The organism is Melioribacter sulfuriphilus (assembly GCF_051488685.1).
In the GTDB taxonomy this organism is placed as follows: Bacteria; Bacteroidota; Ignavibacteria; order Ignavibacteriales; family Melioribacteraceae; genus Melioribacter.
Genome location: NZ_JBPSEH010000012.1, coordinates 26,649 through 44,441 on the forward strand (window position 1 = coordinate 26,649; position 17,793 = coordinate 44,441).

General features: G+C 37.5%; 26 protein-coding genes and 1 tRNA gene. 6 read left to right on the forward strand and 21 right to left on the reverse strand.

Annotated features, from left to right (window positions below):
- Positions 1 to 6: 6 nt before the first annotated feature.
- From ACSSV9_RS13755 to ACSSV9_RS13770, 4 genes are read left to right on the forward strand one after another with little or no spacing between them, the layout of a single operon-like run.
- Positions 7 to 2,040: an SPOR domain-containing protein gene (locus tag ACSSV9_RS13755; RefSeq protein ID WP_437347838.1), complete on the forward strand. Its 2,034-nt coding sequence runs from the start codon at positions 7 to 9 to the stop codon at positions 2,038 to 2,040.
- 17 nt (positions 2,041 to 2,057) lie between these two features.
- Complete coding sequence (locus ACSSV9_RS13760; protein WP_437347839.1) at positions 2,058 to 2,708, forward strand: MotA/TolQ/ExbB proton channel family protein; 651 nt, start codon at positions 2,058 to 2,060, stop codon at positions 2,706 to 2,708.
- An 8-nt stretch (positions 2,709 to 2,716) separates the two neighbouring features.
- A complete protein-coding gene (locus tag ACSSV9_RS13765) occupies positions 2,717 to 3,124 on the forward strand; it encodes an ExbD/TolR family protein (protein WP_437347840.1) in 408 nt (135 codons plus the stop codon).
- Positions 3,117 to 3,791, forward strand: coding sequence for an energy transducer TonB (locus ACSSV9_RS13770; RefSeq protein WP_437347841.1), 675 nt, complete (start codon positions 3,117 to 3,119; stop codon positions 3,789 to 3,791). The genes ACSSV9_RS13765 and ACSSV9_RS13770 overlap by 8 nt, the downstream gene beginning before the upstream one ends.
- Here ACSSV9_RS13770 and ACSSV9_RS13775 read toward each other — a convergent pair.
- Genes ACSSV9_RS13775 through ACSSV9_RS13790 form a run of 4 tightly spaced genes read right to left on the reverse strand, consistent with a single transcriptional unit; the run spans position 3,766 to position 5,828 of the window.
- A complete protein-coding gene (locus ACSSV9_RS13775; RefSeq protein WP_437347842.1) occupies positions 3,766 to 4,062 on the reverse strand; it encodes a hypothetical protein in 297 nt (98 codons plus the stop codon). The two genes, ACSSV9_RS13770 and ACSSV9_RS13775, sit on opposite strands and share 26 nt — an antisense overlap.
- The gene (locus ACSSV9_RS13780; protein WP_437347843.1) at positions 4,059 to 4,568 is read right to left on the reverse strand and encodes a hypothetical protein; all 510 of its coding nucleotides are present in this window, start codon (positions 4,566 to 4,568) and stop codon (positions 4,059 to 4,061) included. Before ACSSV9_RS13780 ends, ACSSV9_RS13775 begins: the two co-directional genes overlap by 4 nt.
- The gene (locus ACSSV9_RS13785; protein WP_437347844.1) at positions 4,565 to 5,011 is read right to left on the reverse strand and encodes a DUF2085 domain-containing protein; all 447 of its coding nucleotides are present in this window, start codon (positions 5,009 to 5,011) and stop codon (positions 4,565 to 4,567) included. Before ACSSV9_RS13785 ends, ACSSV9_RS13780 begins: the two co-directional genes overlap by 4 nt.
- Position 5,012: 1 nt before the next feature.
- Positions 5,013 to 5,828, reverse strand: coding sequence for an NHL repeat-containing protein (locus ACSSV9_RS13790; RefSeq protein ID WP_437347845.1), 816 nt, complete (start codon positions 5,826 to 5,828; stop codon positions 5,013 to 5,015).
- Positions 5,829 to 5,967: 139 nt separating this feature from the next.
- Between ACSSV9_RS13790 and ACSSV9_RS13795 the strand changes: the two genes are divergently transcribed.
- Both ACSSV9_RS13795 and ACSSV9_RS13800 read left to right on the forward strand, forming a co-directional pair.
- A complete protein-coding gene (locus tag ACSSV9_RS13795) occupies positions 5,968 to 9,630 on the forward strand; it encodes a Ser-Thr-rich GPI-anchored membrane family protein (RefSeq protein ID WP_437347846.1) in 3,663 nt (1,220 codons plus the stop codon).
- A 76-nt stretch (positions 9,631 to 9,706) separates the two neighbouring features.
- Positions 9,707 to 9,777: transfer RNA gene (locus ACSSV9_RS13800), tRNA-Gln, on the forward strand.
- 17 nt (positions 9,778 to 9,794) lie between these two features.
- Here the strand turns inward: ACSSV9_RS13800 and ACSSV9_RS13805 are convergent.
- The 17 genes from ACSSV9_RS13805 to ACSSV9_RS13885 all read right to left on the reverse strand — a co-directional run bounded on the left by ACSSV9_RS13805 (position 9,795) and on the right by ACSSV9_RS13885 (position 17,788).
- Complete coding sequence (locus tag ACSSV9_RS13805) at positions 9,795 to 11,693, reverse strand: SGNH/GDSL hydrolase family protein (RefSeq protein WP_437347847.1); 1,899 nt, start codon at positions 11,691 to 11,693, stop codon at positions 9,795 to 9,797.
- A 44-nt stretch (positions 11,694 to 11,737) separates the two neighbouring features.
- Positions 11,738 to 12,097: a hypothetical protein gene (locus tag ACSSV9_RS13810; RefSeq protein ID WP_437347848.1), complete on the reverse strand. Its 360-nt coding sequence runs from the start codon at positions 12,095 to 12,097 to the stop codon at positions 11,738 to 11,740.
- Between the two features lie 16 nt (positions 12,098 to 12,113).
- Positions 12,114 to 12,362: a hypothetical protein gene (locus tag ACSSV9_RS13815; RefSeq protein ID WP_437347849.1), complete on the reverse strand. Its 249-nt coding sequence runs from the start codon at positions 12,360 to 12,362 to the stop codon at positions 12,114 to 12,116.
- A 16-nt stretch (positions 12,363 to 12,378) separates the two neighbouring features.
- Positions 12,379 to 13,008 (reverse strand): transcriptional repressor LexA, encoded by a 630-nt coding sequence (gene lexA / locus ACSSV9_RS13820; RefSeq protein ID WP_437347850.1) that lies wholly within the window; start codon positions 13,006 to 13,008, stop codon positions 12,379 to 12,381.
- 578 nt (positions 13,009 to 13,586) lie between these two features.
- Positions 13,587 to 14,132 (reverse strand): VVA0879 family protein, encoded by a 546-nt coding sequence (locus ACSSV9_RS13825; RefSeq protein WP_437347851.1) that lies wholly within the window; start codon positions 14,130 to 14,132, stop codon positions 13,587 to 13,589.
- A complete protein-coding gene (locus ACSSV9_RS13830) occupies positions 14,113 to 14,334 on the reverse strand; it encodes a hypothetical protein (protein WP_437347852.1) in 222 nt (73 codons plus the stop codon). Before ACSSV9_RS13830 ends, ACSSV9_RS13825 begins: the two co-directional genes overlap by 20 nt.
- A gap of 186 nt (positions 14,335 to 14,520) precedes the next feature.
- Positions 14,521 to 14,874, reverse strand: a complete 354-nt coding sequence (locus tag ACSSV9_RS13835; RefSeq protein WP_437347853.1) for a hypothetical protein — start codon at positions 14,872 to 14,874, stop codon at positions 14,521 to 14,523.
- A gap of 8 nt (positions 14,875 to 14,882) precedes the next feature.
- Positions 14,883 to 15,188 carry a helix-turn-helix domain-containing protein gene (locus ACSSV9_RS13840; protein ID WP_437347854.1) on the reverse strand — a complete coding sequence of 102 codons (306 nt, stop codon included), beginning with the start codon at positions 15,186 to 15,188 and terminating at the stop codon, positions 14,883 to 14,885.
- Positions 15,181 to 15,357 (reverse strand): hypothetical protein, encoded by a 177-nt coding sequence (locus ACSSV9_RS13845; RefSeq protein ID WP_437347855.1) that lies wholly within the window; start codon positions 15,355 to 15,357, stop codon positions 15,181 to 15,183. Before ACSSV9_RS13845 ends, ACSSV9_RS13840 begins: the two co-directional genes overlap by 8 nt.
- A complete protein-coding gene (locus ACSSV9_RS13850; protein WP_437347856.1) occupies positions 15,354 to 15,806 on the reverse strand; it encodes a regulatory protein GemA in 453 nt (150 codons plus the stop codon). Before ACSSV9_RS13850 ends, ACSSV9_RS13845 begins: the two co-directional genes overlap by 4 nt.
- Positions 15,803 to 16,306 carry a host-nuclease inhibitor Gam family protein gene (locus ACSSV9_RS13855; protein ID WP_437347857.1) on the reverse strand — a complete coding sequence of 168 codons (504 nt, stop codon included), beginning with the start codon at positions 16,304 to 16,306 and terminating at the stop codon, positions 15,803 to 15,805. The genes ACSSV9_RS13850 and ACSSV9_RS13855 overlap by 4 nt, the downstream gene beginning before the upstream one ends.
- Positions 16,287 to 16,460 (reverse strand): hypothetical protein, encoded by a 174-nt coding sequence (locus ACSSV9_RS13860; protein WP_437347858.1) that lies wholly within the window; start codon positions 16,458 to 16,460, stop codon positions 16,287 to 16,289. Before ACSSV9_RS13860 ends, ACSSV9_RS13855 begins: the two co-directional genes overlap by 20 nt.
- Entirely contained in the window at positions 16,457 to 16,873 is a 417-nt protein-coding gene (locus ACSSV9_RS13865) for a hypothetical protein (protein WP_437347859.1), read from the reverse strand. The genes ACSSV9_RS13860 and ACSSV9_RS13865 overlap by 4 nt, the downstream gene beginning before the upstream one ends.
- A gap of 1 nt (position 16,874) precedes the next feature.
- Entirely contained in the window at positions 16,875 to 17,117 is a 243-nt protein-coding gene (locus ACSSV9_RS13870; protein WP_437347860.1) for a hypothetical protein, read from the reverse strand.
- Positions 17,089 to 17,307, reverse strand: coding sequence for a hypothetical protein (locus ACSSV9_RS13875; protein ID WP_437347861.1), 219 nt, complete (start codon positions 17,305 to 17,307; stop codon positions 17,089 to 17,091). Before ACSSV9_RS13875 ends, ACSSV9_RS13870 begins: the two co-directional genes overlap by 29 nt.
- The gene (locus ACSSV9_RS13880; RefSeq protein WP_437347862.1) at positions 17,304 to 17,525 is read right to left on the reverse strand and encodes a hypothetical protein; all 222 of its coding nucleotides are present in this window, start codon (positions 17,523 to 17,525) and stop codon (positions 17,304 to 17,306) included. Before ACSSV9_RS13880 ends, ACSSV9_RS13875 begins: the two co-directional genes overlap by 4 nt.
- Positions 17,498 to 17,788 (reverse strand): hypothetical protein, encoded by a 291-nt coding sequence (locus ACSSV9_RS13885; protein WP_437347863.1) that lies wholly within the window; start codon positions 17,786 to 17,788, stop codon positions 17,498 to 17,500. The genes ACSSV9_RS13880 and ACSSV9_RS13885 overlap by 28 nt, the downstream gene beginning before the upstream one ends.
- Between the last annotated feature and the right edge of the window lie 5 nt (positions 17,789 to 17,793).

The window sequence follows — 17,793 nt, forward strand, 5'->3', positions numbered from 1 at the left end:
TTTATTATGACAATTGACGAACTGAAAAAGAAAATATCTACTTTGCTTGGTGTTTCCTCGAGTGAAAGAGAACTTGCTTTTACGATTTTTATCAAGAAACTTGGTGAGCAGCTTGCACCCGGATTAACCATTAAAATACCCGGTTTGGGATTCTTCCAGCTGAAGAATAACGAAACGGTCGATAAATTTGAGGAAATTCTATTTTCCCCATTGAGAGAAAGTATTTCAGATAAAGTTATATTTCTTTCTATCGATATCCCTATGGATTTTTACGATGAATCAAACGAGGATACGGAAACGTTTAGCATTGGTGTAGGCAAGCCAATAATCCCAATTGGTGAAGATGCGGGGCAGGATGCCGATGCTTCATATATCGTATTCAAAAAATTAATAGGAGAGCGCATCAACGATCTCCTATCTGAATCGGAACGTATACCTGATATAAATATTTGGGATGAATATTACAAAAGTGAAATATCTGGAACAAATAGCGATATCAAAACTGAATTATCGGAACTTACTGCCGACCTTAATTTTGATGAAGAACATTTTACACAAGAAGTAGTTAATAACATTATCGATTATAAAGATAAGGATACAAACCCCGAAAATTTTGAAGATAGCGATTTAACACCGAGCAAATTACTGGAAGACTATGATTCATTTAACGTTTCAGAAAATAATATTTCGACTGAAACCGACGATGAAAAAGAAGATGCGTTCGGTCTGGAATATCTGCTCGAAAATCTAAGTACTGAAATACCTGAAGGAAATATTGAACCAGAAAGCGAGTCGCAACTAAATGGAAAGGACAAAATTGATGATACTACCAAAAACTTAGAAGAATTGATTGAGGGCGAAAAAAAACAGATTGATGATAATATAGAACTGGAGAAAATAGTTGGTAATCAGCTGGAAGAAGAGGATGAGGGAATAAATCCAGAGGATGAGAAAGAAAAACAGGAAGAGGACAACGAAGAGCAAGAATCGAAAGATGAATTAGAAATTGAGTCGACGGAAAATGACGAGAAAGATTCTACGACCGAAATTGAAATTGAATTGGGTAAACATCGTTATAAAAATCTGGAAGAACGAATTGAAATTGAAAACACTGAGGAGATACTTGATGTAGAGGTCGATGAAGAAGAGGAAGAATTTCTTGGGCTTAGAAAAAGAATTCAGGAAAATACAGAATGGAACTGGGGAGATGAGCTAAGAGACGAATTGGAAAATTACGACGACTCTAAATTTGATGAAGAAATGGAAGATGTTAAGGAGGAAGATATCCTGAAATCGACTCGGCCAGTTTCTGAAGATCTGTTTAAAAAACTCGAAACAACAATTAAAGAGGAACTGCAGGAAGCAAAAGTTTCTACAAAGTATGAATTCATTGAGCAAAAAGAAGAAAGTTACAAAAGCACTCCAGCTAAGGATACGTATGATCACGAACAGGAAATTGAGGATGAAGAGAAACATGGATATTTTAAATATGGAATACTTGGTTTGTTTATTTTGGTAATGTTTGTCGGTGTAGTTTATTTATTTTTTCAAGGTAACAAGGAATCAAATCTGGAAACTCCTGTCGAACAACAGAGTGCTTCGATTACGCAAAATCAGGATAAAAATGAAATTGCATCGCTTGAAAAAGAACAGAACGAAAATATAAGCGATGAAAATCTGTCTGTAGTTGAGGACGATTTTCCGCGGGTTGCTAAACTGGAAGATAAATTAAACAAAAAAACAAGTACCCCAACAAGCCAGACTGTAGATGATGATGCTTTATATATAAGTCCTGAAAATGATATCCATGTATATAAAACTATTTTCTCGGATGGAGCAAAATATTATGTTCAGACCTCTTCCTGGAGGAACGAATCTAAAGCAATAGACGAAGTAGGAAATTGGAAGCGCAAAGGATATAGTTCCTTTATTATGAAAGTAAATATTCCAGAAAAGGGAGGGTTATGGTTTCGGGTGCGAGTCGGCCCTTTTAATAGTGAAGCCGAAGCGCGTAAATTTTACGAGCAAAATTTTCAATAATATAACGGAAGGAAATTATGGATTTACTCTCAATTTTTCTAAAAGGTGGCTGGGTAATGTATTTAATCCTAGCTTGCTCGTTGATTGCAGTTGCAATTATAATTGAAAAATTTATCGTCCTAAAAAAAGCTAAAGTAAATGTCCCGGCATTCTTGGTTAAAATAAGGACGATGTTAAAAAAGAAAGATATAGAAGGTGCAATAGCAATTTGTATTGCGGAAAGAACTCCGGTGTCGAATATCGTCAAAAAAGGATTAAAAAAGTACAGACACGGTCATCAACGTGTTGTCGAAGCAATCGAAAGCGCTGGAAGGCAGGAGATAGCTAAACTTGAAAAAGGATTACCGATATTGGCGTCGATATCGGGCATTGCGCCTTTACTCGGATTTTTGGGTACGGTTACCGGTATGATTACAGCATTTATGAAGATTCAGGAATTGCAGGGTTCAGCTAATCCTGCCGACCTTGCAGGCGGTATCTGGGAAGCGTTAATCACAACAGCTTTTGGTCTTATTGTGGGCATTCCGGCACTCGCTTTTTATAACTATTTCGTAAGCGCTATTAGCAAATTAGTTATGGACATTGAACTCGTTACTACTGACGTCATCGATATTCTCGAAGATACTGGAAAAGGAATTGTTGATGACGACGAAGAAATTAATCTCTGAGGCTAACCATGAAATTCGAAACCAATAATAAACCGTTGAGTATATTTGCCTATTCCTCGCTTACAGATATTGTTATGCTTCTTTTGATATTCTTCCTGTTGACCTCGCAGTTCGTCATTCAAACCGGAGTGAAAATTAAATTACCATCAGCAAAAAATAACGAACAGGTTGCCCCGGCCAAATTAATTGTTACCATCACGGAAGGTAATCAAATATTTCTCGGAAACGAAGAAATTTCAATTGAAAGAATTGCAGGTCGTCTTGATATTCTGAGAAGAGAAACTAACGAAAGTAATCTTATTATAAGAGCCGATAAATCAGTAAATATTGACATTATTATTAGTATAATCGATGCAGCTAAAGGTGTTGGCATCGATAAATTTACAATCGAGACAGAGAAAGCAGAGTATGAATGATAAATTACGTCAAAATTCCTTTTTAGCTTCCTTTTTGCTCCATGTAGTTTTAATTGTTCTCTTTGCTTTTATTCATTTGCCTGTTAATCTTGAAGAGGAAGATTACATAACAGTTGGATTTGGTACGGGTACTTTTGCAGGTAGCAGAGGTCCAGTTACAAAAAACGAAGTCAATGAAGAGTCAAAAGAGCAGAAGGTAGAATCAAAAAAAGATGAGAAGAAAGTTGAGCTGCCCAAATCGAGCACTGAAGATAAAGATAATATTGTGAAACGAGCGGATAAAAAGAACGAAGAAAAAACGAAAGAGATTGAGAACGATGGCAAAGTTACAGAGGAAAATAAATACAGTGGAACCGAAGTTACGGGCGAGGGAGTAGGAGGCTTTGGTTTTGAACTCGACTTCGGCGGCAAAGGAATCAGGAAAATTTATAGCTACATTTTACCAGATTATCCCGAAGGCGTTTCAAAAGAAATCGACGTGAAACTGAAATTTACAATTTTGCCCGACGGTACTGTTGGTAAAATTATTCCACTTATAAAAGCCGATGCTAAACTTGAAATGGCGGCAATCAACTCCCTCCGTCAGTGGCGTTTTGAACCCCTACCCCAGAATGCAAAACAAACAGAACAAACGGCAATAATTACATTTCCCTATCGGTTGCAGTAGACTTATGGCCGTAGTAAAATCGATAAAAAAAGTATTCACCTATTGTCAATAAAATTAACGAGAGTGTGTCGGCATTTAATTCCAGACTTATCCCTTCACTATTAAAAAATATTTTGACAATGCTACTAGATATCGACCAGCCAACAGTAAATAATATGATTATCAAAGCAACATTCAGAAAAGCCGAGCCGAGAGACTCCTCCTGATATTTCATTACGAAAATATAGGTTACAAAAATTAAATGGAGTGTCATTAATAATGCAGCTATCATTCCTCTATATTCCCTATTCTGTTGTTGATAATTTGTGCTCCGGTAAGTCCACCTATAGCTCCGAACAATGTATTTATCACAAAATTATTTATAAGAACCGAAATAGTATAAACAAATGAGAAGCCGGTTGTAACTATATCATTGCGTAAATTTTGAAACATCCGAGTAATCTCTTTTCGTATGTCTTCACTCACAGGAAAAGAATTGATCATTTTTTGAAATTCAGGAAACGAGGCTACAATATCGTTACTACGTGTAATAAATGTAATCATTAAGTCGAATGCTGAACCAAAAATGGCAGCAAAAACTCCAGTCATAATTCCGATTATAAATCCTCTTGAAGCTGGTATCCTACCTCTATCTCTGGTGGATTTTCTGTCAAGAACGAGTGCTAAGTATGACGCAACAGGAATTATAACACAGCATGTCAATCCTTTGGCAAGAGGAACTATCGAAAGCACCCCGGCGCCAAATCCGCTGACTATTGCGGGTAGATGTTTTCTCATGTATCACTGTTTTTCTTGTTTAATGAGCTGTAAAAATATAAAAATATTACCGAACCAAAAAGAAAGCCGGTAATGACCGCCACAGTTCTGGAGTATGCTTTTACGCCAAGTAATACCAGTAACCAGTCAATTATAATTGGGAGAGAAAAAATATATAACGGTTTATTTGATTTTAGTAAGATCTTTCCGTATAAAAGAGTCGCAAGCGAGGAAATTAAAGCTCCTGCATAAATACCACTGCATCGAGCGCAGACCAATATAGAATGACCTTCAAAGATTATAGTTCTATCAGGATTTTGGTGACAAACAACCGAAAATGTTTTTTTTACGAAAGGTAATAGGTATATAAACTCAGGTAAATTATAAATCCAAAATTCCGATAATAATAAGAGAAACCAGATAAAAAGGCTGAGAGTTAATATTAAACGATAGATTAATTTCACGCTATTTTACTAACTTATAGACATAAATTGTTTTCGGTGTGAGAATATATAATTTTTGGTCAAATAATATCGAGTCGGTAATGGGCTCACTTATATTAGGGGAAAAATTTTTGAATTCTAGATTTAGTAAATCCCGGTTGTTAAAAGCATAATAAATGTTCTTTGAGGTGTTAATTGTTAATCCGGTTGGGGTAGCATTAATATTTATCGGGTCGAAGTCGAAGTCCTTTCGGGCGATGTTATTTCCCCACAGGTCGAATATAAAAAGGCTTTGTGTATCGAGTACAAAGATTTTATTGTCGATAATCGAGAAGGCTTCCGGATTTTCGAGTACTGAATTTCCTGCTAAAATTCCACCAACTTCCAGAAGGTACTGGCCGTCGGATGTAAATTTAAGGAGACGACTATTGTCGGAATCGATGAGAAATACATCACCTTGATTCGATACACTTACTGAGATTGGATGCCTGAAAGGCTCGGATGAATATGTTGATAAAGTTGTGATGTAATTCAAATCCTTATCGAAAATTTGAATCCTGTCGTTGTATTTATCGGCAACATACACGTTCAATAGAGTCGAATGTACATCTGCGGGGAAATCGAATGTATAATTGTCCCAGCCGTATCCACCGACAACTTTTATTATTGTACCGACAGAATCGATTTTAAGCAATTCATTTGTTGAAATGTCTACAACGTAAATTGAACCGGCATGGTCAATTGAAAATGAACGTGCAGATGTAAAATTTCCAATTGTATGACTGAAAACTGGGGTCTGGGCTTTTATAAAGGTAATATTGAAAAGTAAAAATGACATGTAAAAATGTACTAAACAATTTTTTAAGCCCGAATTTAACATTTTTTAAAGGCACGGATTATGTGAGTTTTTACTTAATAAAAATAAATGAATTTAGTAAATTAAACCAGTAATAATTATTTATCTTACCGAGGAAAAAATGCAAAAATCATTTTTTATTTTAATTGTAATTTTATTGGTGTTTTCCTCATGTAAATTAAAAGAAGAATCTGACATTACAGGTCCCGGTGGAGGCAGTGTTTCAGAAAATTTGAAAATCATTGCCCCAAACGGAGGGGAAGTCATTGTAGAGGGTACATCGTACGAAATCAAATGGAGCGGAACTACTTCTTCATTGATTAGCCTCTATTATTCAATAGATAACGGCAACAAATGGACTATGATTGCCGACAGTATTCAGAATACGGGCATCTACATCTGGTTTCCTGTACCAGGTCTGGTATCAAGTCAATGTAAAGTTCGCATTACAAATATAGAAGAAACGGCTTTTGATGAAAGCGATACTACTTTTAGTATAATTAGAAGCAGCAACGAAAGTCTTAAACTTATTAGTCCTGTGGGTGGCGAAGAATGGGAGGCAGGCACTTCGAAGGAAATTAAATGGTACAGCACAGGAATCGATTCGGTTATTATCGAATATACTACCGATAACGGAAATCACTGGAATTATATTTCTACAGATAGAAAAAATACTGGAATTTATTTCTGGGAACCTGTGCCGAATACACCATCTACATTAGCGAGAATACGTATTAAAGATGCTGAAGATGGAATTCCTTACGTCGAAAGCGATAATGTATTTTCAATTTTACCCGAACCTCAAATTAAAGTACTGGAGCCAAATGGTGGTGAAATATGGCTTGCCGGTTCAACTCAAAAAATCGAATGGCTCTCTGAAAATATTAAGAATGTAAAGATTGCTTATACAGTAAATAATGGTTATGAATGGATTACTATTGAGGATTCACTTCCCAGTACGGGATTTTATGAATGGAAGAATATACCGGACCTGAATTCAAAATTATGCAAAATTAGAATTTATGATGCTCTCGATGGAGAACCGTGGGATGTATCCGATAGTACCTTCCAGATAACAAATCAAATCAGTCAGGCAATTGAAATTACAAGTCCCAACGGTGGTGAAAGCTGGCAGGCTGGAACAGCTCAGAATATCACGTGGTCTTCTGTTGGCATTAAAAAAGTAAGCCTTGAATTCTCGGCAAATAATGGACTTACGTGGGATGTAATTGCGGAGAATGTTCCAAATTCAGGAGCATACGAATGGAATGTACCTGATAGACTTTCCACACAATGCCTTGTTAGGATTAAAGACGCTGAAGACGGCAACCCTGTTGACCAGAGTAATAAAGTATTTAAAATTGTTCCTAAACCCAAGATCGAAGTAGTTTATCCAAATGGTGGCGAAGCATGGACTGCCGGGGTGCTCGATACAATTCGCTGGAATTCAATTGGAGTTGAAAATGTAACGATTATGTATAGCTCTAATAATGGGATTAGCTGGGATAAACTTGTTGAAAAAACACCTTCAAGCGGTAAATATCCGGCAAGTTTTACGGTCCCATCGAATCAATATAAAATTAGAATATTCGATTACGACCGAGGTTCGCCTATTGACGAAAGCGACGGTACTTTTATTGTGCTGACCGAACCAAGTGTAACTGTTTTAACTCCAAACGGAGGAGAACAGTGGTATACCGGTTCAAGTGATAATATATTATGGAAATCGACTAATATCGAAAATGTTAAAATCGAATATTCGATTAACAATGGTGCCTCATGGAAGACGATAGTCGAAAGCACTCCAAGTACGGGATTCTATGCATGGAAAAATATTCCTGATGTAAACTCATTATTGTGTAAAGTCAGAATAAGCGATGCTAACGATGGAATTCCATCAGATGTCTCGGATGAAGTATTTTCAATTACGAATAGAGGAAATCAGTTAATTAAGGTTACAAGTCCAAATGGCGGCGAATCGTTGACTGCAGGTGGCAGTTACAATATCCACTGGAATGCTGCTGGAATTGAAAACGTAAAAATTGAATATACGTTTAATAACGGAATAAGCTGGAATACAATTGTGGAAAGTACGCCAAGTACAGGATTTTTTAACTGGAGTAAAATACCTAACACAGCATCCACAAATTGCAAAATACGTATAAGCGATGCGTCTGACGGCAGTCCAAGCGATGAAAGCGACGCTTTCTTTAATATTGAGCCGGAACCAAATATAACAGTTCTTGAACCTAACGGTGGCGAGAGCCTTTTCTACGGAACTCCAGTAGAAATAAGATGGTCATCCGAAAATGTAAAATATGTTAAAATTCAGTATACGCTAAATGGAGGCGCAGATTGGGTAACGATAGCCAATTCAGTCGAAAGTATCGGCTCTTATGTATGGAACAGTATTCCGAATACAAATTCGTTACAGTGCAGAATTAAAATAAGCGATGCGTCGGATGGAGTACCATTTGATATCTCTGACAATAATTTCCAGATTTCAAATCAAGTTGAGCAAACGATGCGTGTGATTTTGCCAAATGGCGGGGAAAAATGGCAGGCCGGAACGTCACAAAATATTCAGTGGGACTCGAAAGCTGTAAATAATGTAGACATTGAATATACAATAAATAATGGACTAACCTGGCATACCATTGTAAGTAATTATCCCAGTTCGGGCTCATATGAATGGAATCCAGTAGTCAATGTAAATTCTACTCAGTGTAAAATAAGAATAAAAGATAGTCAGGATGGAATTCCTGCCGATGAAAGCAATGGGACATTTTCTATTCAACCAAGCCAGAGTATCGAAGTGATTTATCCAACTTCTGGAGTAGAAATATTATCAGGACAAAAATTTAAGATACAATGGAAGTCGCAGGGAATTGAATATGTGAAGATAGAATTTAATCCTTATAACACTACGAGTGAGCTCGACTGGAAAGTTCTTGTTGACAGTGTCTCAGGATATGATGAAGGTGGTGGTATCCGTTCATATGAGGCAAGTTTTTCGATTGTATCAGATAATTATGTTATCAGAATCAGCGATGCAGTGGATGGATCGCCGCTTGATTACTGCGATGGTGTATTCAAAGTAAAAGAACCACCGACAATAAAGGTACTTGTGCCCAATGGTGGAGAACAGTGGCTTGTTAGTAAGTATCATGTAAGTACTACCGATGTTCAGCATTATCATCCTTATGAAATTAGGTGGAATGCGAATAATATTAACAAAGTCAGAATTGAATGGTCAACGAATGGTGGAGGTACCTGGCATACGGTTCCAGGAGCCGAGAGCACAGAAAACGATGGAAGTTTTATCTGGGCACCGGGCAGACTCGATTCTACTCGACCCGACAGTTCGGATAATTGCAAAATAAAGATTTCATCTGCCGATGCAGGCGTTACGGCAAGTGATATTACAGATGGTTATTTCTCGATTAGAGAAAATAAAATGATAAGAGTTGAATTCCCGAGCGATAAAACAGAATACTTTACAACGGACAATCCCGACCGTTACCCAATGGATATAAGATGGACGTCTTACGCTGTATCTTCTGTTGATATCTACTACAGTCTTGATAACGGTTACTCGTGGACGAATCTTATAAGAGATTATAAATCAACTGGAGCTTACGAATGGTTTTATCCATATGACCCTGTTAATGGACCGTTCTCAACTTTAGGTCGGATAAAGATAGTAGATCACGAGGATGAGACTATTTGGGATGTAGGTGATGTCCCATTCTGGCTGAATAAGCGACAGGGACAGGGAAATTAAAATAAAAATCCCCCGTTATTCGGGGGATTTTATTTGTATAGAAGACTCCGAATTAATAAATTTGACATGCTAATTTTGCCCCGTGGTGTAATGGGAACACGCTTGACTCTGGATCAAGAATTCAAGGTTCGAATCCTTGCGGGGCAGCAAATTCCAACCAATAATTAACCACTCCTTAATGATGCCTTAAGGTACTTTCGATTGTTCATCAATTGGAAATATAAGTTTTGTAGGCCAGGATACTCAGGATTAATTCGAAGAAGCATCTCTGCATATTTAATTGCCTTCTTATATTCCTTATTTAATGCATAGGCACCAGAGAGGTTATAAATTACCTGTTGATCGTTTGCATCGTACGAAAACGATTCTTCAAGGTATTTAATTGACTCTTTTATATCTCCATTGCTTAATTTTATTTGCCCAATCCATTTAGTGCAAAATGCATTTGGTTTCAGATTATAATGAAGAGTCAATATTTTTAAAGCATCATCAAACCGATTTGTTTTAAGAAAATCGATTGTTAGTGCCTCAAGTAATTTATAATTGTCGTTTATGTATGGATATTGATAAATTAAAGAACCAATATGATTGATAAATTTTTTTATATCACCAGTACTTAAAAAATGTCTGGCAGTTATATCTTGAGCCTCAGCCCATGTAAGTTTGTTAGCAACTACTCGATATGCCATAGAATCAATAAATGTAAGTGGTCTTAATATTTCTTTATAGTTCAATTTCTTTTTTGTCTTTTTATATGGCCAATCGTTTTTGAGTATTTTGATTCTGTAATTCGCAATTACTGAATCGAGCTCTGAAAAAAAGAAATTAGAGCGTGTAATACTATCCTGCTTTTCAAAGGGATATTTAGGAGGAATTTTTGGGAGTAGTTTTAAGTTAGCTATTCGTTCATAAAATAAATTACCGATTAATTGTTGTCCTTCAAGAGTAGGATGGAGATGGTCTGTCATTAAATTATTGCCAATTATTTTACCGGGCGACAGGGAAGCAAGTAATGAATCCGAATCGACACAAGGAACGTTATTTTTTTTCGCAAGTTTTTTAATGATTCGGTTTATTTCCTCGGGTGCCCTGAAGCGGAGTGCATCCAGATCCTTTGCAAATCTGAATAAAGAATCGGCTTCATCGAATTTTGATTCTTTGAATAAATTAAAAGCAATATTATAAATACTGTCTGCTCTCGGTAATCCTTGCTCGTCAGTTGATATGAAAGGTGGTTGATCCTTCAGATTCGAAACTACGGTAGATAAAATAAGAGGAGTTTTATTAGCTTTTACAACTTTTATTATTCTTTCAAGATTTTTATGAAACTGCAATAAACCCGCTTTGTATTTGTCCGAATTATATGGGATTACTTTTTCTCTGGCAATTTGTGACATTAGTGTACCACTACTTTTAGGTTTGCTATCGATAAATAATTCTGAAACGTATTGAATAATATTCCGAATTAACTGAGTGATCTTTAATTTGTTTAAAAAAATTATTATATCGGCGCCTGTTGTCGAACTGCCAATACTTTCTACTGAGCCAACGCCAAGTGCTCCGTAATATTCATTATGACCGGCATAGATTAAAATTAAGTCGGGCTTCTGTTCCAGGACTCCCTCGATAAAATCTTTGATTGTATACGAATTAACTGCAGTTAAGCTGAGATTTATTACTTCAATGTCGCTGTTGGGATAATTCAGTTCGAGTCTGCGTTTCAAATACCTTGAAAAAGAGCCCATCGGCATGTAAGGATAACCTGCCGCACTGCTGCCTCCAAGTACGAATATTCTTAAAGAATTATCGGATTTTTCTTTTTTGAAGACGTCTCCTATTGAAGTAGGTATAATCTTGATATTGGTGAAATACCTTCTGCCTACGTTGGGATTTAGTGTGTAGTAGTCTTTTTCTACTTCACTCCACATATCGGTTGAGTAGCCGTAGTCAGTTATTCTAAGTGTATATTCAAGTAGCAGAATAAAGATAATAGGTATCGAAAGCATGATTATCCAGAAATAGAAAGGAGCTTTTTTGATTGTGGGTTCTTTCTTCTTTTTCATACAGGTGCTATAAAAAAATTATGAATGAAAGGAAAATAAAAAAATTAATCGGATAACGGAACCACTCTAATTCTTTTTCTAATTTCTTCGGGCAAAGCTGAGAATGCAATCTTTGCTTTTGGTAGCGAAAGTTTTGGGACACCGATAAAAAGTGTAATTTGTGCAGCCGACCTTTTGCCTCTTAAAAGAGTTGAAATTCTAGATTCCAGCGATTTACTGTCGAGTTCTTCATCTGTCAAAGTAATTCCGATGGCAATTTTCTTTTTATAGCGGGCAACTGCATCGATTTCAAGATGATCGATAGGAGAGGGTGGTGGTAGGTATTTGCCGTATTTGCGGCTTATCATCATATACCCTTGACTTCTTATCTGGTCTACGAGGAGTTCGACCAGTTCCCTATGCATATTTCGCTTTATCATATTAATTGCACAGAGGAATTATTGGAATTATGGGTGAAAATTTTTGCATGCCCAATATTTTTATATTCGAAATCTTTTCGTATTCAAAACTTCTTATTTCATTTGTGCCATTAATCCTTCCGTAGAGCACTTTTTTACCACGACGGTTTCGAGTAATATAATACGGTTCAACGGTGAAAGGAGTAAGTCCATACAAAAATGAAATTTTGTTTCTGTTGTAAATTGCAGTAGAAAACAATAAAGTTTTCATATCAAATTCTCCTCTTTTAATGGTAGCTGCGAAATACGCCCACTACCTTTCCAATTATTGTAAATTCTTCTGGGTTATCGACTACAATAGGTTCATAATTGTCGTTTTCTGGTATCAGGTAGATTTTATTGTTTTCAACGTGAAAGCGTTTCATCGTTGCTTCGTCGTGTAGCAAGGCGACAATAATATCGCCGTTTTGAGCTTCTCGCTGTGGTTGAATTATAACCAGATCGCCCTCCAGAATTCCGGCATTAATCATACTGTCGCCCCGGACTTTCAATCCGAAACATTCAGTTCGGTTGCCTACGAGATTCTTATCCAGGGATAAATTGCCCTCGATATTTTCCTCGGCAAGAATCGGGGCTCCGGCAGCTACACGACCCACAATTGGTATATCAATTATCGAATTTAATTTTTCTCGTGTGTTATCTACTATAATTGATAGCGTTCGGCTGGCACCGCTTTCATTGCTCAAATATCCCTTTTTAATTAAAGCATCGATATGACGTTTGACCCCAAATGTACTGGCGATGTTGAAATGTTTCCCGATTTCTCTGTATGTGGGCGGATATCCGTTAAAATCAACATAATCCTGGATGAAATCGAGAATCTCTTTTTGCCTCTCTGTTATATTTTCTTTTTTCATTATAGTGCTCGTTTGTACACTTCAAATATAGTGAACAAATGTGCAGGTGTCAAGAAGAAAATTTATTTTCTTTTAAAAAAGAGTCCGGCTAATTATAAAGTTTAGTGTAAAATGAGAAATAGAAATGATAGAAAAAATAAATGTAAGTGCATATAATTAAACAAGATACAGAAATAAACGCTAAAAATTACAAAATGAGAAAAACTACACTTTTTACAACAAAAAAGGCTTTTTTTGCACATAAAATGAGAAATGATCAGCTATTATACGGCTTATAAAAACAATTTAAAAATAGCGTTTAATGGCTTATAATCGCGTTTAATAGGCTCTCTGAAGTGGTTCTAAGGCTTTTATAGGGCAGTTTTATCACAGTTTTTCATCGAATCAAATCACACAAAATTGAATTTTTTATTGTATCTATGTAACCAATTGGATTTCAATAAGTTATGAAAATTCTCATATCCATCAGAAATTTGTAATTATTTGCGATTATTAGCGGTGTGATTATGTCAATATGGCAGTTTATTAATGTAGGGATATGCTTAGGAAAGGCTTTTAATCAGAGTTATAACGACTCATTATGTTATTATTAATCTGTTCCCAGGAGAAAAATTTATCGTAATTATTCTCCTTCCGGGCTCTTTTCTTCGCTCGTTTACGATCCCAAATCGGGATGTTATTGTTATGCAGCAATAATTACTATCGCCTACATAAGCCATTATATATTTGCCTAGGATGTTTGAATATATAACACTTCTTAGCCATGCATTCCCGACATCATAACCTCCGCCATAGATATTTGTATCAATATCAAGGACGGGCTTATTACCATTATGTAGTTTTTGCCATGGCGTTTCAAAAAAATGGTCGTTAATATGTTTTACGGCTAAGAATACTCTATCTGCTCTACAGATATAGTCGCATCCTTTCGCTTCGGTAAATCTGCCGATGCAGCTGAACCCGAAGTAATTGAATACGTCTTTTATATCTATGCCGGCGTCGAGGAAATCCTGAACTGTTTGCTCGCATTTGCATATTGGACATATTACTTTCCAATCTTCTATTTTTTCGCCGTGCCTCGCGCGCAGTAAATCGATATATTCTTTAATTTTCATCTGTTTCATTGATACTCTCCTTGATTCTATAATATTGATTTATTATCTCTTTATAGAAATGGATAGTAACTTCGTCATATTCGTTCAAGTGAATTTGATTTTCAAACACATACTCGATTATAAAATTCAAGAGCCCCTCGTAATTATCTATCTTATGCAGTTTATTTAATCGCTTTTCGTCATTCTCATGTATGCCTTTTATATCATTCATAATAACTCCTTTATTTAATTGAGGGGCGGGGACGGCGGATGTCCCATTGCGGCTAAGGCGGACCGCTTTGCCCCTCGCGGTTAACTTTATAATATCCCTATGAACAGAAGGAAACAATATAAAACGTAGAAGAATAAGGCTATTATTAACTGTATGTCGTATTTGTCAAATCTCATCTTAGCGGCTCTATTTAAATTCGTTTTCTTCGGCTTCGCGCTCCAGCGGTTTTTCGTCGTGAGTTTTCCAAAAACAAATGTATGCCCAGATAATCGTAGCCCAGAAACCGACAAAGCCCAGCCGCTTGCGCTGAAGATAATGAGTATATTCATGCTTAATTACGCGCTCGGTATATTCCGAGGCTATTATGTTTGTGTTTTTGTAGAATACAAATTTTACGAAAGCGCCCTTCAACCCTGTAAAAACTCCCTGTGCGCCGAAAGGCAGATTGGACGACAGATATATTGTCAATCCGCCTTTGTTTACGATAAATTTGTCTTTGGCGAATAAATTCCATAATGTTTTCCAAAAAAGATACAGCATCGCGGCTCCTATTCTTTGTCTTCGAACAGATCGTAATTGTCGTAATTTTTTTCTTCGCGCCAGTTGTAGATGGTTTTTTCGGATACGCCGAGAATTCGAGCAATTATATTATACGGGATGGAATGTTTTTTTTGCGCATAGATTTTTTTCAACATCATTATCGGCGCGGAAGATATGTGTATGCTAGTCTTTTCAAAATGCTCATGGATTTTCATGTAGTTATCGAATCCGATCAGATCAATCAGATCGCGCTGATCGGGAGTAAAGTAGTCTTTGTAATTTTCGATTTCTTTGATCCAGTCGTATTTATTCATCGCCGGCTCCGCTAATGAATCTATATATCTCATTGCATATCGATTCGTATAGCTTCGAGATTATTGTCTTGAGCGCGTTTGCAAACATCAACATAACAAGCATTACCGCAAGCGTTATTATCATATAGAATATCGATAATACGAATGATATTAATATCGTTCTTGTCATAGTTCCCGTATGGCTTTAATTACTTTTTGAACGTCTTTCTTAAGCAGAAAACCGATGTGATCCACTCCGGCTATTCGTTTAATAAAGTGATTAAGCGCGGCGTCGGTTTTGTTACGCACCTTCGGCGACGTATGCCAGAGCGCGTCTATAAGCCGCATTTGGCGCGGCTCGGCAAAGCGATAGTCGCGGCGCGAATATTCTTCGTATTTAAGAACTCTGCCGCGTTTCGTTTCCTTGAACCCGAGTTTGCGGAATATCCTTAGAAGATATTCCGCCTGGTTGCGGTCCAAATCCTTCGAACTCGTGCAGGGCGAACCGTCCGGCTTGATGAAGCCGGAAAGAATGTCTTCGTACTGCTGACGCGAAAGATTCAATTGTTTTGCCGCAATATGAATTTTGATTATTTGCGTCCTGGTAACCGGTTCGATATTTCTGCCTGCCGCCGTCATGACTCTTTCAGATTTTCCCAATTAATTTCGTACCCGAATTTTTCCTGCTGGTCTATCTTCAAGCCTATGGCAGCGAGTCGTTCGTCGTCGATTTCCTTAGCGGCATACGAAGCCAGTATTGCGTCTTTGTCGAGCTCTTTCTTGATGCGCACGTATTTGTTCTTAAAGAGTTTTGAAGCGAGCTCTACAGCCGTTGCTACAGTGTATTTGCGGTTAAGAAAACTCACTTTAGGCGGCGTGGTGCGGAAGAATATTTTACCGAAGAGGAGATTCTTGGTTCGCGCGCTTCCGAACTCGTTTTTGTTTTTGATGCAGAATTTTTCGAGTTCTTTTTCGAGCGCAAGTTTGCGCGCGCGCGCTTCGGAGGTTTCTTCTTCGTATGCGCTTTTCAGCTCGTTAATTTTTTCGTTCATCTTAATTTCGCGGTCGGCAATGAACGAATCGCACTCGGCTATTTCTCGCAGAGCGTTGTTTACGTCGTCAAAGTTTCTCAGTTGCATCGCATTCCTCTTTGTTTTTATGATGTAATTCTTCTATTTCCCTTTTAAGCATATAATTTTCTCTGACCAGGTCTTCGGCTTTCCCGGATGCGAGCATTCCGCCTATTATGAGACCGAATAGAGAGCCCAACGCAAAAGCTGCCGCTATTATCATTCCGCCTCCTCTATTATCAGATAAAGTTTTTGAAAGTTAATCGACCAGACGGTGTTCCGCACTCCGCTTGGTCCAAGTTTTGTTTTGCCATAAGAAACTATAACTCCGAGCTCTTTAAGAGCGTTTCGTCTGGCGCTTACGTATCCGGGCGGCCATCCGAGGATCTCTACAATTTCGTTATCAGTAGCTTCGCCGCCGAGTTCCAGAACGGCGCGGAGGTATTCTATTTCTTTTTGAGCAAACTGCGATTTGAATGCGTCGTAAGCGCGGCGGCTTATTCCCTTGCCGTCCCATATCCATGCCGGCAGCTTCTTCTTTTCCGGAACGTCCTTCTGATTGAACAGAGGAAGATCTACTGTTACGCCGAATCTCTGTATGCGTTCCAGCTTTCTCATGTTTTGCTTAAAAGACATCTCAATTCACCGATATTGTTCTCATACGTCTGTCGTTATAAACGCAGCCTTCGAGCAATTTGCCGTGCAGCTTTTTGAGCGTGCAGTATGCGGCTATTATTTCCTTGCGTTCGCTCTCGCACGGGACGTCATACATTTTTTTGTATACAGCCTGAGCAAGTCTGTCTATCAGATCGACCGGCGAGACCGCGTCTAGAATGTCAGAAACGTTTATTTCAACTTTCAATTGATTGTTCTTTTTCATGACCGTTCCTCTTATTAATTAATTCAATGAAATCCGGATCGTTAGTAATGCCGTCTTTCATCTGCCGCCAGTTCCACCAGCAATATTCGTATATTACCGCGGCGCAAAGGGTCCTTATAAAATCGCTGCCGTGAGCTTCCTGCAGCTCTTTCAAATCGCGTTCTATTGTTTCCGGGCTGACGCGCATCATAATGCATCACCGTTCAGTTCGTTTTCTTCAAGGTCTATAAGGTCTTTTATCTTTATCGAGCAGCGGATAAGATCGTATTCGGCTTCGGTTAGTCTCTGCAGCTGCAAGCTTTTGTATAACTGCATGTAATTATCGTTCTTCACTTTTTTCAGCTGCGAAAGTAGTTCTTCTATGTCATTGTGCAGCCGCTTTAACGCTGCCGCATATAATTCTGACATTTTTTTCTCCTTTTTCCGTTTTTGTAAGTAGCGTAGACGGTAATAAGTTTTTTATGTTTAATAATAATGTCACACCCGAAAAGATTGCTGCGCAAAAGAACTCCGCGTTCGTTGTCGCTTATATAATATGCCGTTTTCAATATTGTTTTAAGAGAGCGTTTAGCCGCTCTTAATCGCTGATTATAATCCGTTATACTTAACAGATTCGGATTAATCCTTTCGCAGAATCTCTGGCAGCTGTGCTCTGTGAATTCAATGTTCATTTTAT